The organism is Pseudomonas sp. GW821-FHT07F01, from assembly GCF_059418825.1.
Map to the genome: position 1 here is coordinate 671621 of NZ_JBWKQO010000005.1, position 14842 is coordinate 686462.

Annotated in this window: 13 protein-coding genes; 10 read left to right on the plus strand and 3 right to left on the minus strand. The window is 61.4% G+C overall.

What is annotated here, in order from left to right; genetic code table 11:
• The first annotated feature begins 7 nt into the window (after positions 1-7).
• The 5 genes from cheR (at position 8) to flgE (ending at position 4058) form a co-directional block, all read left to right on the plus strand.
• Complete coding sequence (gene cheR / locus AC07R1_RS21530) at positions 8-835, plus strand: protein-glutamate O-methyltransferase CheR (protein WP_011062744.1); 828 nt, start codon at positions 8-10, stop codon at positions 833-835.
• A gap of 251 nt (positions 836-1086) precedes the next feature.
• Positions 1087-1494: a flagellar basal body rod protein FlgB gene (gene flgB / locus AC07R1_RS21535; protein WP_011062743.1), complete on the plus strand. Its 408-nt coding sequence runs from the start codon at positions 1087-1089 to the stop codon at positions 1492-1494.
• Between the two features lie 3 nt (positions 1495-1497).
• Positions 1498-1941, plus strand: coding sequence for a flagellar basal body rod protein FlgC (gene flgC / locus AC07R1_RS21540; RefSeq protein ID WP_011062742.1), 444 nt, complete (start codon positions 1498-1500; stop codon positions 1939-1941).
• Positions 1942-1956: 15 nt separating this feature from the next.
• Entirely contained in the window at positions 1957-2685 is a 729-nt protein-coding gene (gene flgD, locus AC07R1_RS21545; protein ID WP_011062741.1) for a flagellar hook assembly protein FlgD, read from the plus strand.
• 29 nt (positions 2686-2714) lie between these two features.
• Positions 2715-4058 carry a flagellar hook protein FlgE gene (gene flgE / locus AC07R1_RS21550; RefSeq protein ID WP_011062740.1) on the plus strand — a complete coding sequence of 448 codons (1344 nt, stop codon included), beginning with the start codon at positions 2715-2717 and terminating at the stop codon, positions 4056-4058.
• A gap of 264 nt (positions 4059-4322) precedes the next feature.
• On the opposite strand, the gene AC07R1_RS21555 is transcribed toward flgE, so the two are convergent.
• Positions 4323-7214 carry a ribonucleoside-diphosphate reductase subunit alpha gene (locus AC07R1_RS21555; protein WP_015636664.1) on the minus strand — a complete coding sequence of 964 codons (2892 nt, stop codon included), beginning with the start codon at positions 7212-7214 and terminating at the stop codon, positions 4323-4325.
• Between the two features lie 786 nt (positions 7215-8000).
• Between AC07R1_RS21555 and AC07R1_RS21560 the strand changes: the two genes are divergently transcribed.
• Together AC07R1_RS21560 and AC07R1_RS21565 are read left to right on the plus strand one after the other, a co-directional pair.
• Positions 8001-8723, plus strand: coding sequence for a response regulator (locus AC07R1_RS21560; RefSeq protein WP_011062738.1), 723 nt, complete (start codon positions 8001-8003; stop codon positions 8721-8723).
• Positions 8720-10330, plus strand: coding sequence for an ATP-binding protein (locus AC07R1_RS21565; RefSeq protein WP_011062737.1), 1611 nt, complete (start codon positions 8720-8722; stop codon positions 10328-10330). The genes AC07R1_RS21560 and AC07R1_RS21565 overlap by 4 nt, the downstream gene beginning before the upstream one ends.
• A 13-nt stretch (positions 10331-10343) precedes the next feature.
• Here the strand turns inward: AC07R1_RS21565 and AC07R1_RS21570 are convergent, their stop codons facing one another.
• Together AC07R1_RS21570 and AC07R1_RS21575 are read right to left on the minus strand one after the other, a co-directional pair.
• On the minus strand, positions 10344-11069 hold the full coding sequence (locus tag AC07R1_RS21570; protein WP_015636663.1) for a 4'-phosphopantetheinyl transferase family protein: 726 nt from the start codon (positions 11067-11069) through the stop codon (positions 10344-10346).
• A gap of 93 nt (positions 11070-11162) precedes the next feature.
• Complete coding sequence (locus AC07R1_RS21575; protein ID WP_011062735.1) at positions 11163-11954, minus strand: dienelactone hydrolase family protein; 792 nt, start codon at positions 11952-11954, stop codon at positions 11163-11165.
• Between the two features lie 145 nt (positions 11955-12099).
• Between AC07R1_RS21575 and AC07R1_RS21580 the strand changes: the two genes are divergently transcribed.
• From AC07R1_RS21580 to AC07R1_RS21590, 3 genes are all read left to right on the plus strand, one after another.
• Positions 12100-12702 carry an outer membrane beta-barrel protein gene (locus AC07R1_RS21580; protein ID WP_015636661.1) on the plus strand — a complete coding sequence of 201 codons (603 nt, stop codon included), beginning with the start codon at positions 12100-12102 and terminating at the stop codon, positions 12700-12702.
• 119 nt (positions 12703-12821) lie between these two features.
• Complete coding sequence (locus tag AC07R1_RS21585) at positions 12822-13499, plus strand: response regulator (protein ID WP_011062733.1); 678 nt, start codon at positions 12822-12824, stop codon at positions 13497-13499.
• Entirely contained in the window at positions 13496-14842 is a 1347-nt protein-coding gene (locus AC07R1_RS21590; RefSeq protein ID WP_495110920.1) for an ATP-binding protein, read from the plus strand. The genes AC07R1_RS21585 and AC07R1_RS21590 overlap by 4 nt, the downstream gene beginning before the upstream one ends.

The window sequence follows — 14842 nt, forward strand, 5'->3', positions numbered from 1 at the left end:
GGCAGCATTGTCTACGGGTAATTTGGATTTTGAACAGTTCCGGGTCTTCCTGGAAAAAGCCTGTGGTATTTTGCTCGGGGAAAATAAGCAATATCTAGTCTCGAGCCGTCTCAACAAACTGATGGAGCAGCAAGGGATAAAAACCTTGGGTGAGCTGGTCCAGCGGATTCAGACCCAGCCCCGCAGTGGTTTGCGCGAGATGGTCGTGGATGCCATGACGACCAACGAAACCTTGTGGTTTCGCGACACCTACCCATTCGAGGTGTTGAAGAACAAGGTGCTTCCCGAAGCCATCAAGGCCAGCCCCAACCAACGCTTGCGCATCTGGTCGGCGGCCTGTTCGTCGGGGCAGGAGCCCTACTCGCTGTCGATGTCCATCGATGAGTTCGAGCGTAGCAACATGGGGCAGTTGAAGATGGGGGTGCAGATCGTTGCCACTGATCTGTCCGGGACCATGCTCAACAACTGCAAGACCGGTGAATATGACAGCCTGGCAATTGGACGTGGCCTGTCGGCCGAGCGCCTGCAGCGTTACTTCGACCCCAAGGGGCCGGGGCGCTGGGTGGTCAAGGCGCCGATCAAGAGCCGCGTGGAGTTCCGCTCGTTCAACCTGCTGGACAGCTACGCCAGTCTCGGCAAGTTCGACATCGTGTTCTGTCGCAATGTGTTGATCTACTTCTCGGCGGAGGTCAAGAAGGACATCCTGATGCGCATTCACAGCACCCTGAAGCCTGGCGGCTACCTGTTCCTGGGGGCTTCCGAAGCCCTCAATGGGCTGCCGGATCATTATCAGATGGTGCAATGCAGTCCGGGCATCATCTACCAGGCCAAGTAGCCAGCAGATCGTCGTACCGAAAAAGGAGGCCATTGGGCCTCCTTTTTTGTGCCTGCAATTATCTGACGCGCCGGCTGAAAGCGGCAGGGTGGTTGCCGCTTTGCCGGTGTTTCGCGGAAATCCGTTGCCGCTTTTCTGGCATTGCCGCCTTGCCGTCGCCGGCAAACCCTTGAAATACGGGGTTTGATGACTTGGCACGCAGCTTGCTATATCCGAGTTACGAAAAATCAGGTCACCCAAAGGTTTCCGCCATGAGCATCAGCTTCGATAAAGCGCTCGGTATCCACGAACAGGCCCTTGGCTTTCGCGCCAAGCGTGCCGAAGTTCTGGCCAACAACATCGCCAACGCCGATACCCCGAACTACAAGGCTCGGGACCTGGACTTCTCTGCCGTGCTTGCCGAGCAGAATCAGAAGGCCCAGAACGGTACCTTCGCGTTGAACATGACCAACAACCGGCATATCGAAGCCCAGGGCTTGAGCAGTGGTGATGAATCGCTGCTGTATCGCACCCCGATGCAACCTTCGATCGACCAGAACACCGTGGACGCCCAGCTGGAGCAATCGAGCTACGCGCAGAACTCGGTGGATTTCCAGGCCAGCTTCACGCTGCTCAACAGCAAATTCAAAGGGCTGGTAGCAGCCCTGCGCGGAGAGTAATCCATGTCCCTCGCCAGTGTTTTCAATATTGCCGGTAGTGGCATGAGCGCCCAGACCACCCGTCTGAACACCGTCGCCAGTAACATCGCCAACGCCGAGAGCGTCTCGTCGAGCATCGACCAGACCTACCGCGCTCGTCACCCGGTGTTTGCCACCATGTTCCAGGGGGCGCAAAGCGGCGGCAGCGACTCGCTGTTCCAGAACCAGGACGCTGCCGGCCAGGGCGTGCAGGTGCTGGGTGTGGTCGAAGACCAGAGCAACCTCGAAGCTCGTTACGAGCCGAACCATCCCGCCGCTGATGCCAAGGGTTATGTCTACTACCCCAACGTCAACGTGGTGGAAGAAATGGCCGACATGATTTCTGCCAGTCGTTCGTTCCAGACCAACGCTGAAATGATGAACACCGCCAAAACCATGATGCAGAAGGTCCTGACCCTGGGTCAGTGATAAGGGGCGAAGACCATGAGCGTTACTGATACCACCAACGCCCCATCCCTCAAGGATATCCTGGCGAATTCGTCGAAAACGACGAGCAATACCAGCGCCGACGGCCTGGCCGCGGCGACCAACAGCGCCACCGGCAAACAGAGCCTGGGCAAGGACGCATTCCTCAAGCTGCTGGTAACCCAGCTGAACAACCAGAACCCGCTGGATCCGCAGGACAACAGTGCTTTCGTTGCCCAGTTGGCGCAGTTCTCCACCCTGGAAGGCATCACCACCCTCAACTCCTCGGTGAATGCGATCACGGGTAACTACAAGTCTTCCCAGGCCTTGCAGGCTTCGTCCCTGGTGGGGCGCTCGGTCATCGTGCAGACCGGCACCACCCAGGTCGACACCAGCAAGAGCATGACCGGTTCGGTCACCGTGCCATCCAGCGTGAACTCGGTCACCGTGACCGTCACCGACAAGGACGGCAATACCGTCAAGACCATCGACATGGGCAGCCAGAAGGCCGGCAACGCCAGCTTTGTCTGGGATGGCACCAAGACTGACGGCACCAAGGCGGATCCGGGCAACTACACCTTCAAGGCCAGCACCACCATCGATGGCAAGGGCACTGATCTGATCACCTACCTGCCGGCCACGGTCAATAGCGTGACCATCAGCCAAACCGGCGGCGAGTTGATGTTGAACCTCGCCGGCATGAGCAGCCCGATTGCCCTGTCCAAAGTACAAACCATTGGTATCTAGAGCCGACTAACCGGCACAAGGAGTGGAATATGTCTTTCAATATCGGCCTTAGCGGTCTCTACGCTGCCAACAAACAGCTGGACGTTACCGGCAACAACATCGCCAACGTCGCTACCACCGGCTTCAAATCCTCCCGTGCGGAATTCGCCGACGTCTATTCGGCCACCAAGCTGGGCAGCGGTACCCAGGTGATTGGTAACGGTGTGCGCCTGGCCAACGTTTCCCAGCAGTTCACCAACGGTGATATCAACAACACCGGTAATGTGCTGGACATGGGCATCCAGGGCCAGGGCTTCTTCGTGCTGAGCACCAACGGCTCCCTGACCTACACCCGCGCCGGTACCTTCAAGACCGACAAGGAAGGCTACATCACCAACAGTGACGGCACTGCCCGCCTGCAAGGTTATGCGGTCGATGCCAACGGCAAGATCATCAACGGTGTGCTGACCGACCTGCGGATCGATACTTCGAACCTGGCGCCAAAGCCAACCGACTCGATCTCCTCGACGATCAACCTGAACTCCGATTCGACGCCGATCGATGTGGGTGCGACCACTCCGGCCTATGTGTTCAATCCGACCGACAACACCACCTACACCAAGCAGTTCAGCACGCCTGTGTATGACACCCAGGGCAACAAGCACGTCATGGATCAGTACATGATCAAGACGCCGAACGCCAATGAGTGGCAAACCTACACGCTGATTGATGGTCGCAACCCGGACGGTACTGCATTCACCATGGCCAACCAGTCGCCGATCACCATGAAGTTCGACTCGTCGGGCAAGCTCAGCAGCATGACCCCGCCAGCTGCGCCTGGGACCACGCCGTATACCATTACCGGTAACAGCATTGTCATGTCGGCTGCGGCCTGGACCCCGGGTACCGTCACTAACGGCGTGTTCACTCCCAATGGCGCCAAGCCTGCACCTAACGGTGTCAGCATCGACATGACCAAAACCGGTTCGGTGTTTGGCGAAAGCACCCGCTCGGTGATCGCGCAGAACGGCTACTCCACTGGCCAGATCAGCAGCCTGACCATCGATGGCACCGGTGTGATGCTGGCCAACTTCAGCAACGAGCAGACCAAGCCGATCGGTCAGATCTCCCTGGCCAGCTTCACCAACGAGCAGGGCCTGCAGCCAGTAGGCGGCACTCAGTGGAAAGAGACCTACTCGTCCGGTATTCCTGGTTATGACGCACCGAAGACCGGCACCCTGGGAGCGATTCAGTCCAACTCCCTGGAAGAGTCCAACGTCAACCTGACCAACGAACTGGTAAACCTGATCAAGGCCCAGAGCAACTATCAGGCGAACGCCAAGACCATCTCCACCCAGAGCACCATCATGCAGACCATCATCCAGATGACCTGATGCTGGTTGGCTGAAACGCTTTACGAAAAGCCCCTCCTCGAGGGGCTTTTTTGTGCCTGTTCGACAGTGCTGTTCGCTCTGCAAGAACCGCTGCCGCAGGGGCTGGCTTGCCAGCGAAGGCGCTCTCGGTGCAGTGCAAGGCTTCGGGCCTCTTCGCTGGCAGGCAGGCTCCTGCAGCTTTGTTGCGGGCAAAAGAAAACCCCCGATAAACCGGAGGTCTATCGGGGGTTGGGGCAGGTGCCCGCAGGCACCTGTCGGCTCAGCTTATTGGCAAGCTTCGCAATCCGGCTCGTCGATGGCGCAAGCCTTAGGTACAGGAGCTGGACCGGCTGGAGCCGCGAGGACCGAGTCGTCACCGTGGTTGCCGCCGCTGGAAACAGCGTTCAGCTTGCCGGTGTTGATGGTGGACTTCTCGGTGCTGGTGGCGGCCAGGGCGCGGAGGTAGTAGGTGGTTTTCAGGCCACGGTACCAAGCCATGCGGTAGGTCACGTCCAGCTTCTTGCCCGAAGCGCCGGCGATGTACAGGTTCAGCGACTGAGCCTGGTCGATCCACTTCTGGCGACGGCTGGCGGCGTCGACGATCCACTTGGTTTCCACTTCGAAGGCAGTCGCGTAGAGCTCCTTGAGCTCCTGCGGGATGCGCTCGATCTGCTGTACCGAACCGTCGTAGTACTTCAGGTCGTTGATCATGACCGAGTCCCACAGACCGCGAGCCTTCAGGTCGCGAACCAGGTACGGGTTGATCACGGTGAATTCGCCCGACAGGTTGGATTTCACATAGAGGTTCTGATAGGTCGGTTCGATCGACTGCGACACGCCGGTGATGTTGGCGATGGTGGCGGTCGGTGCGATGGCCATGATGTTGGAGTTACGAATGCCTTTCTGTACACGGGCGCGAACCGGTGCCCAGTCCAGGGATTCGTTGAGGTCCACATCGATGTACTTCTGGCCACGGGCTTCGATCAGGATCTGTTGCGAATCCAGCGGCAGGATGCCCTTGGACCACAGCGAACCCTGGAAGGTCTCGTAGGCGCCGCGCTCGTCGGCCAGGTCGCAGGAAGCCTGGATTGCGTAGTAGCTGACCGCTTCCATGGACTTGTCGGCGAACTCGACGGCTGCATCGGAGCCGTAGGCGATGTGCTGCAGGTACAGCGCATCCTGGAAGCCCATGATGCCCAGGCCGACCGGACGGTGCTTGAAGTTGGAGTTCTTCGCCTGTGGCACCGAGTAGTAGTTGATGTCGATCACGTTGTCGAGCATGCGCACGGCAGTGTTCACGGTGCGTTGCAGCTTGGCGGTATCCAGCTTGCCGTCGACGATGTGGTTCGGCAGGTTGATCGAGCCCAGGTTGCAGACTGCGATCTCGTCCTTGTTGGTGTTCAGGGTGATCTCGGTGCACAGGTTCGAGCTGTGGACCACGCCCACGTGCTGCTGCGGGCTGCGCAGGTTGCACGGGTCCTTGAAGGTCAGCCATGGGTGGCCGGTCTCGAAGAGCATGGACAGCATCTTGCGCCACAGGTCTTTGGCCTGGACGGTCTTGAACAGCTTGATCTTGTTGTACTCGGTCAGGGCTTCGTAGTACTCGTAGCGCTCTTCGAAGGCCTTGCCGGTCAGGTCGTGCAGATCAGGCACTTCCGATGGCGAGAACAGGGTCCACTTGCCGTCGTCGAAGACGCGCTTCATGAACAGGTCGGGGATCCAGTTGGCGGTGTTCATGTCGTGGGTACGACGGCGGTCATCACCGGTGTTCTTGCGCAGCTCGATGAACTCTTCGATGTCCATGTGCCAGGTTTCCAGGTAGGCACAGACAGCGCCCTTGCGCTTGCCACCCTGGTTCACGGCTACCGCGGTGTCGTTGACCACTTTCAGGAAAGGCACGACGCCCTGGGATTTGCCGTTGGTGCCCTTGATATAGGAGCCCAGTGCACGTACCGGAGTCCAGTCGTTGCCCAGGCCACCGGCGAATTTCGACAGCATGGCGTTGTCGTGGATGGCGCCGTAGATGCCCGACAGGTCGTCCGGAACGGTGGTCAGGTAGCAGCTCGACAGCTGTGGACGCAGGGTGCCGGCGTTGAACAGGGTCGGGGTCGAAGCCATGTAGTCGAAGGACGACAACAGGTTGTAGAACTCGATGGCGCGGTCTTCACGCTGTTTCTCTTCGATTGCCAGGCCCATGGCCACGCGCATGAAGAAGATCTGTGGCAGTTCGAAACGCACGCCATCCTTGTGGATGAAGTAGCGGTCGTACAGGGTCTGCAGGCCCAGGTAGGTGAACTGCTGGTCGCGCTCGTGGTTGATCGCCTTGCCGAGTTTTTCCAGATCGAACTCAGCCAGTACCGGGTTCAGCAATTCGAACTCGATACCCTTGGCGACGTAGGCAGGCAGCGCCTTGGCGTACAGGTCGGCCATTTCGTGGTGGGTGGCGCTTTCGGCTACTTCGAGGAAGCCCAGGCCTTCGGCACGCAGGGTGTCCATTAGCAGGCGGGCAGTCACGAACGAGTAGTTCGGCTCGCGCTCGACCAGGGTGCGGGCGGTCATCACCAGGGCGGTGTTGACGTCTTTGAGTGCCACGCCGTCGTAGAGGTTCTTCAGGGTTTCGCGCTGGATCAGGTCGCCGTCGACTTCTTCCAGGCCTTCGCAGGCTTCGCTGACGATGGTGTTCAGGCGGCCCATGTCCAGGGGCGCGAAGCTGCCATCGGTGCGGGTGATGCGGATCGAAGGGTGGGCTTGTACCGGCTCTTCGCTGGTGGAGCGGGTAGCCCGTTCCTTGGCGCGGGAGTCACGGTAGATCACGTAGTCGCGGGCGACTTTCTGCTCGCCGGCGCGCATCAGGGCCAGTTCGACCTGGTCCTGGATCTCTTCGATGTGGATGGTGCCGCCCGAAGGCATGCGACGCTTGAAGGTTGCGGTGACCTGTTCGGTCAGGCGCGCCACGGTGTCGTGGATTCGCGACGAGGCAGCGGCGGTGCCGCCTTCAACTGCGAGGAACGCTTTGGTGATCGCGACGGTGATCTTGTCATCGGTATAAGGAACGACAGTGCCGTTACGCTTGATCACGCGCAATTGGCCAGGTGCGGTAGCAGACAGATCCTGAGTGGAATCGGCGGCCTGCGGCGCATTGGCCTGCGAGTTCTCGCGAGTTGTGTCGGTTTGCATGGGTGTCTCCACGTTCTCTATGTTTGTTTGGGCACCGTTTGGGTGCCCACCGTTCCGTCCTGAAGCACTACAGCCGGCAGAGGCCGGGCATAACGACTTCGGGACAGTTCAGGAAGGGGGCTATAGGCGCCGCTTCCATGCCGAAGTCATGGGTGCCGAGCCGGGGCTCGGCACCTTATTCCTGGTGGGTGACAGTCTTGTTGCTGCAACACCCGTACCGCTTTCTCCTGGACAGGGTGGAAAACGATGCCATCCGCACGCGCGGTCTTGGTCTTCTGAAACAGCGATTGGTTCCACCAAACGGGGCAAGAAAAGGGCTTGAGTTTCTTGGCTGAATTGTGTTTGGTTTTTTGCGCAAAACCCTAGATATAGGGATTTTTAGCCGCCGGGCTACAAGATAATGCGTTTGGGGGGCTGATTGCAACGTACTGCCTGTGGATAAGGTTGTGCGTAAATTGTGTATGGACTGGGTAAAACTCACGCAGCCCGCAGTCCCAGTGGATGGAACCGTTTGTCACTGTTTTTTACCGTCGAAAATTGCCTTGGGCGGATTTTTGCGGGCGCGAACCCTATCACAAAAAAACGCCCTGACCGAGTCGTTTTAGCCGCTTGTGTCGGCGCCTGTGCCGGTTGCTACAATCGGCAGCGATCGACCGGGGTTTCCCGGCCTTTCCCATGGCAAACCAGCCACCTTTCCCAGAGCGTGTTATCCGCCTTTTTCATGACAGAAAGACGGGGGCTTTACTGCTCAAGGTGGACTGGCAATAGAACAAGAAGAGGTCGTGCGTGGAACAGGAAGCCTGGCAGGTACTGATTGTCGAGGATGACCAGCGTCTGGCTGAGTTGACCCGTGAATATCTCGAAAGCAATGGCCTGCAGGTGGCGATCGAGGGCAACGGTGCCCGGGCCGCGGCCAGGATCATTGCCGAGCAGCCGGATCTGGTGATCCTCGACCTGATGCTGCCCGGTGAAGACGGCCTGAGCATCTGCCGCAAGGTTCGGGATCGTTATGACGGAGTGATCCTCATGCTCACCGCCCGTACCGATGACATGGACCAGATCATGGGCCTGGACCTGGGTGCCGACGACTATGTCTGCAAGCCGGTGCGCCCGCGGTTGCTGCTGGCGCGCATCCAGGCCCTGCTGCGCCGTAGCGAAGCGCCGGAGCCGGCGGTGGAGAAAACCCGCCGCCTGCAGTTCGGCCCGCTGGTGGTGGACAATGCCCTGCGCGAGGCCTGGCTGAGCGATGCCGGGATCGAATTGACCAGTGCCGAGTTCGACCTGCTGTGGCTGCTGGTGGCCAATGCCGGGCGGATCCTGTCCCGGGAAGAAATTTTCACCGCCCTGCGCGGCATCGGCTATGACGGCCAGGACCGCTCCATCGATGTGCGGATCTCGCGCATCCGCCCGAAGATCGGTGACGACCCGGAGCACCCGCGGCTGATCAAGACCATTCGCAGCAAGGGTTACCTATTCGTCCCCGAAGCCGCCGCCGACATGCGCTCGTGAACTCGATCTTCCTGCGGATCTACGGCGGTATGTGCGCCGCGCTGATCCTCGTGGCGTTGCTTGGGGTCCTGGCCCTGCATCTGTTGAATCAGGTGCGCAGCGAGCAGTACCGCGAGCGGCTGGCCCACGGCACTTTTTCGCTGATGGCGGACAACCTGCAGCCGATGAGCGAGATCGAGCGTCGCCGGGCGCTGGCGGTGTGGGAGCGCTTGCTGGGCATTCCCCTGAGTCTCAAGACCTTCAGCCAGACCGACCTGGACAGTAGCCAGCGCGGTCGGGTGCTGCGCGGCCAGGCGCTGGTGGAGCAGACCGGCCCCTTCGCCGCCCGGGTCTATCGCCTGGTCAGCGAGAAGGAACAGCTGCTGCTCAGTGCCGAGGTCCAGCAGATCAGCGAGCAGTTGGCCCGGGCCACTATCTACCTGCTGGCGGATGAGCTGGTGCGTTATCCGGTGGCAGAGCAACCCCAGCGCCTGGCTGCACTCAAGGAAGCCAAGGGGTTCGGCTTCGATATGCAGTTGTCGACTCTGGACGCCGCCGACATGGACGAGGATCAGCGGCGCCGGGTGGCCGAGGGCGACACGGTGATGGCCCTGGGCAAGGGTGGCGATTCGATCCGGGTCTTCGCCGGCCTGGTGGGCACGCCCTGGGTGCTGGAGATCGGCCCGCTGTATCAGATGAATCCCTATCCGCCGCAATGGCTGGTGCTGATTGCCGTGCTGGGCCTGAGCCTGATCGGCCTGATCGTCTATCTATTGGTGCGCCAGCTGGAGCGGCGCCTCAGCGGCCTGGAGTCGGCGGCCACGCGGATCGCCAAGGGCAGCCTGGAAACCCGCGTGCCGGCCCGTGGCGCGGACTCGGTGGGGCGCCTGGCGGCGGCCTTCAATGGCATGGCCGAGCACTTGCAGCGCCTGCTGGCGATTCAGCGCGAGCTGGTACGTGCGGTGTCCCATGAGTTGCGCACACCCGTGGCGCGGCTGCGTTTCGGCCTGGAGATGATTGCTTCGGCGAGCACCGATCAGGCCCGGCAGAAGTACCTGGACGGCATGGACAACGACATTCAGGACCTCGACCGGCTGGTGGACGAAATGCTGACCTACGCCCGTCTGGAGCAGGGCTCGCCGGCCCTGAATTTCCAGCGTATCGACCTGGATGCGCTGATCAACCAGGTGATCAGCGAACTGGCGCCGTTGCGGGCCAATCTCAAGGTCCGGCGTGGCCTGTGCCTGTCTGCCGCCGAGTGTGACGGTGCGTGGGTCGAGGCCGAACCGCGCTACCTGCACCGGGCCTTGCAGAACCTGGTGGGCAACGCCATGCGTCATGCCGAGTCCCAGGTGACGGTCAGCTATCAGGTAGGGCAGTTGCGCTGCCGGGTGGATGTGGAAGATGACGGTCCCGGCGTACCGGAACATGCCTGGGAAAAGATCTTCACCCCATTCCTGCGCCTGGATGACAGCCGCACCCGGGCTTCCGGGGGGCATGGGCTGGGGCTGTCGATTGTGCGGCGGATCATCCATTGGCACGAGGGCCGCGCCCTGATCAGCAAGAGCAAGAACCTGGGCGGTGCCTGCTTCAGCCTGAGCTGGCCACGGCATCAGGAACCCCGCTGAGGGCGGCCCCGGTTCAGGCCTTGATGGCCACCAGGCTCAGCAGATGATCGTCTTGCACGGCGAACTGCCCTTGCAGTTCGCGGCCGTGCTGCCATTCCTCGGACAGATCGGTCAGCAGGCGCATCCGCACCGGCCCTTCGGCAGACCATTCCAGGACTTCGGCGTGTTCGAAATAGAAGCGTTTGTGCACCAGCGGGTACAGGGCCTTGAACAGGCTTTCCTTGATCGAGAAGGTCAGGGTTACCGCCAGTGCATGCAGCTCGGCCGGCAACTGGTCGCGGCGCTGCAGTTCGGCCGGGGTCAGGATCTGCTCAGCCAGTTTGGCCGCACGTTCTGCACTGAGCAGGTGTTCCAGGTCCATTCCCAGGCCACGCCAGTGTTGCTTGTCGGCGACGATGGCCGCGGCGCGTCCGCTGCTGTGGGTGATCGAACCGCAGATGTGTTCGGGCCAGATCGGCGCTCGGTCATCGCCAATGGGCGGTACCCAGTCCAGTCGTTGCAGTTGCTGCAAGGCGGCTCGGGCACACAGGCGTCCAGCGAGAAATTCGGCCTGACGCTTGGCCACCGAACGCTGGATGCTCGGCGGTGCCTCAATGCCGCTGCGCTGAAAATCATCCGCGGCAAGTTGCCCGGGATCGAACCGGGTACTTAGCCAGAGGGCTTGGGGCAGGACGTTCGGCAGCGGCCAGGCAGCGTCCAGAGGGGTGCAGCAAGCGGGGAGGGGGGGGAGAGCATTCATGGCCGCTAGTGTGCCGGGTTGCTGCGTTGGAGGGTAGTCGGGTGAAGCGCAAAGGGTTGCCGCAGCGCACTGACGGCAACCCAGGTACGGCGGCTAGCCAAACAGTTTTTTGAAGAATGCCTGCATGTCGGCCCAGGAACGCTCATCGGCGGCCTTGTTGTAGCCGATGTCCGGCCCGCCGTGTTCGCCATGGCTCAGGCGGTCGGCATCGGGGTTGCTGAAGCCATGCTTGGCTCCCTCCAGGCTGACGAAGCGGTAGTCGGCGCCGGCCTTGTCCATTTCCGCTTTGAAGGTGGTGACGTTGTCCGCCGTCACCATGCTGTCCTGGGCCCCATGTTCCACCAGGATCTTGGCCTTGACGCTGCCGGGGGTAGCCGGTGTGGCGGTGGCCAGGGCACCGTGGAAACTCACCACGCCGGCCAGGGGCAGGCCCTGGCGCGCGGCGTCCAGGACAATCTTGCCGCCAAAGCAGTAGCCGATGGCGGCGAGTTTCTGCGGATCGGTCTGCGGTTGCTGTCTCAACAGCTCAAGGCCGGCGTTGAAACGTGCACTGGCAGCGGCACTGTCCTTCAGCGCGGCCTGCATGAAGGCCATGGCGTCCGCCGGGTGTTCGGTGTGCTTGCCCTGGCCGTACATGTCGATGGCCAGGGCACTGTAGCCAAGGGCGGCAAGGTCCCGGGCCCGGCGCTTGGCGTAGTCGTTGAGGCCCCACCATTCATGCACCACCACGATGCCCGGGCGCGGGCCCTGTAGGGCGTCGTCGTAGGCGTAGTAGCCGATCAACTGAGTGCCGTCGGTACTGCGATAGGGAATTTCCTGAGTCTTGATGGCGGCCTGGCTGAGGCCGCCGAGGGTTAACAGGACCAATGCGACGAGCATGCGCATGAGGGGAACTCCGGTTGAAAAGGTGTCAGCACAGCCTAGTCGATCTGGTTCAGGCGAGGTTAAGGGTGTGTTCAGGGGGAGTTCAGGGCGGGCTGTTTACTCTAGCCCCGTACCCAAAAAGCCAATAGCGCAAAGGAAACTTCCTATGACTTCATTGAAAAAACTGTTCCTGGCCTTTACCGTCTTCGGCGCCAGCGCCGCTGCCCAAGCCGCTGACAGCAACTTCGTTGGGTTGTCCTTTGGCCAGACCAGCGACAAGATCAACAAGTCCAGCCAGCTCAACAGCAACCTGGGCCACCCGAACGCCGATGGCGTGATCGGCAAGGACAACACCTGGGGCATACGCGCCGGTCAACAGAATGACCAGGGTCGTTACTACGCTACCTACGATTATGTGTCTGGCTCCCACAACGGCATTAAACTGCGCCAGCAGAATCTGCTGGGCAGCTACGATATGTTCCTGCCGGTGACCAGCAGCACCAAACTCTTTGGCGGCGGCACGGCCGGCCTGACCAAGCTGACTCAGGAGTCTCCGGGCTTCAGCCGTGACAGCGACATTGGTTACGCGGTGGGCGTACAGGCCGGCGTCCTGCAACAGGTTTCACAGAACACCTCGGTGGAGCTCGGCTACCGTTACCTGCGCAGCAATGCCGGGACCGAGATGAGCGAGCGCGGTGGCAGCAAGCAGGGTTCGCTGAGCCTTACCAGCAGCGCCCAGACCTACCTGTCGGCCAACTACGCTTTCTGATAAGCGGCCTGGCCTGGACCGCGCCGGATCGTGCCTTGGGCACGGTCCGGCGTTGGCGCATTAATCATCAGGGCGCAGGGGCGCCCCTGGAGATGTCGAATTTTGCCTGGGAGAGCGTTATGAAGTTGCTGGTCGTCGAAGATGAGGCGCTGTTGCGTCATCATTTGCAAACCCGCCTCACCGACAGCGGTCATGTCGTCGAGTCCGTGGCCAACGCCGAGGAGGCGCTGTATCAGACCGAGCAGTTCAACCACGATCTGGCGGTGATCGACCTGGGCCTGCCCGGCATGGGCGGGCTGGACCTGATCCGCCAGTTGCGCAACCGTGGCAAGACGTTCCCGATCCTCATCCTCACGGCCCGTGGCAACTGGCAGGACAAGGTCGAGGGCCTGGCGGCCGGTGCGGACGACTATGTGGTCAAGCCATTCCAGTTCGAAGAGCTGGATGCGCGCCTGAATGCGCTGCTGCGGCGCTCCAGTGGCTTCACCCAGTCCACCATCATTGCCGGGCCGCTGCTGCTGGACCTGAATCGCAAGCAGGCCTCCCTGGATGAGCAGCCCCTGGCCCTGACGGCCTATGAGTACCGGATTCTCGAATACCTGATGCGTCATCATCAGCAAGTGGTGGCCAAGGACCGGCTCATGGAGCAGTTGTACCCGGACGACGACGAGCGCGATCCGAATGTCATCGAAGTGCTGGTGGGCCGCTTGCGGCGCAAGCTTGAGGGGCCGTCGGGCTTCAAGCCGATCGATACGGTGCGTGGCCTGGGCTACCTGTTCAACGAGCGTTGCCGATGATTCGATCGCTGCGCCTGCGCCTGATGCTGGCCGCAACGACCCTGGCGGTGCTGTTCATGCTGGCCCTGCTGCCAGCCATGCAGGGGGCGTTCAGCCTGGCGTTGCAGGACTCTATCGAGCAGCGCCTGGCTTCTGATGTCACCACCCTGATCAGTGCGGCGCGGATCGAGAACAACCGCCTGCAGATGCCGGCGCAATTGCCCGACGAGCGCTTCAACCTCGCCGACAGCCGCCTGCTGGGCTACATCTACGATCGCGAAGGGCACCTGGTCTGGCGCTCGCGGGCGACCCAGGAAGAGAACATCAACTACCGGCCGCGGTACGACGGGCGTGGCAATGAGTTCGCCAGGATCCGCGAAGCCAACGGCCAGGAGTTCTTTGTCTACGACGTCGAGATCAAGCTGCTGGGGGGCAAGAGCGCGGCCTTCAGTATCGTCGCGCTGCAGCCGGTGCGTGAGTACCAGCAAACCCTGGAAGGCGTTCGGGAAAACCTCTACCTGGGGTTCGGCGCGGCCTTGCTGGTGCTCCTGGCACTGCTCTGGCTCGGCCTGACCTGGGGTTTGCAAGCCTTGCGACGCTTGAGCCAGGAGCTGGACCAGATCGAAAGTGGCACCCGCCAGAGCCTCAGTGAGGAGCACCCGCGCGAGCTGTTGCGCCTGACGGGCTCGTTGAACCGCCTGCTGCAAAGCGAGCGTGAGCAGCGCAGCCGCTATCGTGACTCCCTGGATGACCTGGCCCACAGCCTGAAAACTCCGTTGACGGTGTTGCAGGGCGTGAGCGAGGACATGGCGCAACGGCCCCAGGATCGTGAGCAGGCCTGGGTGCTGCAGGCGCAGATCGAGCGCATGAGCCAGCAGATCAGTTACCAGTTGCAGCGCGCCAGCCTGCGCAAGAGCGGTCTTGTGCGCCACCAGGTGCGGCTGCGGCCGGTGCTGCAAAGCCTCTGCGACACCCTGGACAAGGTCTATCGCGACAAGCAGGTACGGGTGTCCTTCGACTTGCCGGAACGCTGCTACCTGCCGATTGAGCACGGCGCCTTGCTGGAGTTGCTCGGCAACCTGCTGGAGAACGCTTATCGCCTGTGCCTGAGCTCAGTGCGCATCAGCGTGCGCGAGATCCTGGAAGGCTCCGAGTTGTGTGTGGAAGACGACGGCCCCGGCGTGCCACCCGATCAGCGGGCGCGGATTCTGCAGCGCGGTGAGCGCCTGGATCGCCAGCACCCGGGGCAGGGCATCGGCCTGGCGGTGGTCAAGGACATCATCGAGAGCTACGGCGCGCAACTGACCCTGGGGGATTCGGCCCTGGGGGGGGCGGCCTTCCGGATTCACTTTCCGGCCCTGTAG

What these genes read in the sequence shown, in the direction of transcription:
- flgB (WP_011062743.1), top strand. Translation starts at nt 1,087, where the DNA reads ATGAGCATCAGCTTCGATAAAGCGCTCGGTATCCACGAACAGGCCCTT.
- flgC (WP_011062742.1), top strand. Translation starts at nt 1,498, where the DNA reads ATGTCCCTCGCCAGTGTTTTCAATATTGCCGGTAGTGGCATGAGCGCC.
- flgD (WP_011062741.1), top strand. Translation starts at nt 1,957, where the DNA reads ATGAGCGTTACTGATACCACCAACGCCCCATCCCTCAAGGATATCCTG.
- flgE (WP_011062740.1), top strand. Translation starts at nt 2,715, where the DNA reads ATGTCTTTCAATATCGGCCTTAGCGGTCTCTACGCTGCCAACAAACAG.
- AC07R1_RS21555 (WP_015636664.1), bottom strand. Translation starts at nt 7,214, where the DNA reads ATGCAAACCGACACAACTCGCGAGAACTCGCAGGCCAATGCGCCGCAG.
- AC07R1_RS21570 (WP_015636663.1), bottom strand. Translation starts at nt 11,069, where the DNA reads ATGAATGCTCTCCCCCCCCTCCCCGCTTGCTGCACCCCTCTGGACGCT.
- AC07R1_RS21575 (WP_011062735.1), bottom strand. Translation starts at nt 11,954, where the DNA reads ATGCGCATGCTCGTCGCATTGGTCCTGTTAACCCTCGGCGGCCTCAGC.
- AC07R1_RS21580 (WP_015636661.1), top strand. Translation starts at nt 12,100, where the DNA reads ATGACTTCATTGAAAAAACTGTTCCTGGCCTTTACCGTCTTCGGCGCC.
- AC07R1_RS21585 (WP_011062733.1), top strand. Translation starts at nt 12,822, where the DNA reads ATGAAGTTGCTGGTCGTCGAAGATGAGGCGCTGTTGCGTCATCATTTG.
- AC07R1_RS21590 (WP_495110920.1), top strand. Translation starts at nt 13,496, where the DNA reads ATGATTCGATCGCTGCGCCTGCGCCTGATGCTGGCCGCAACGACCCTG.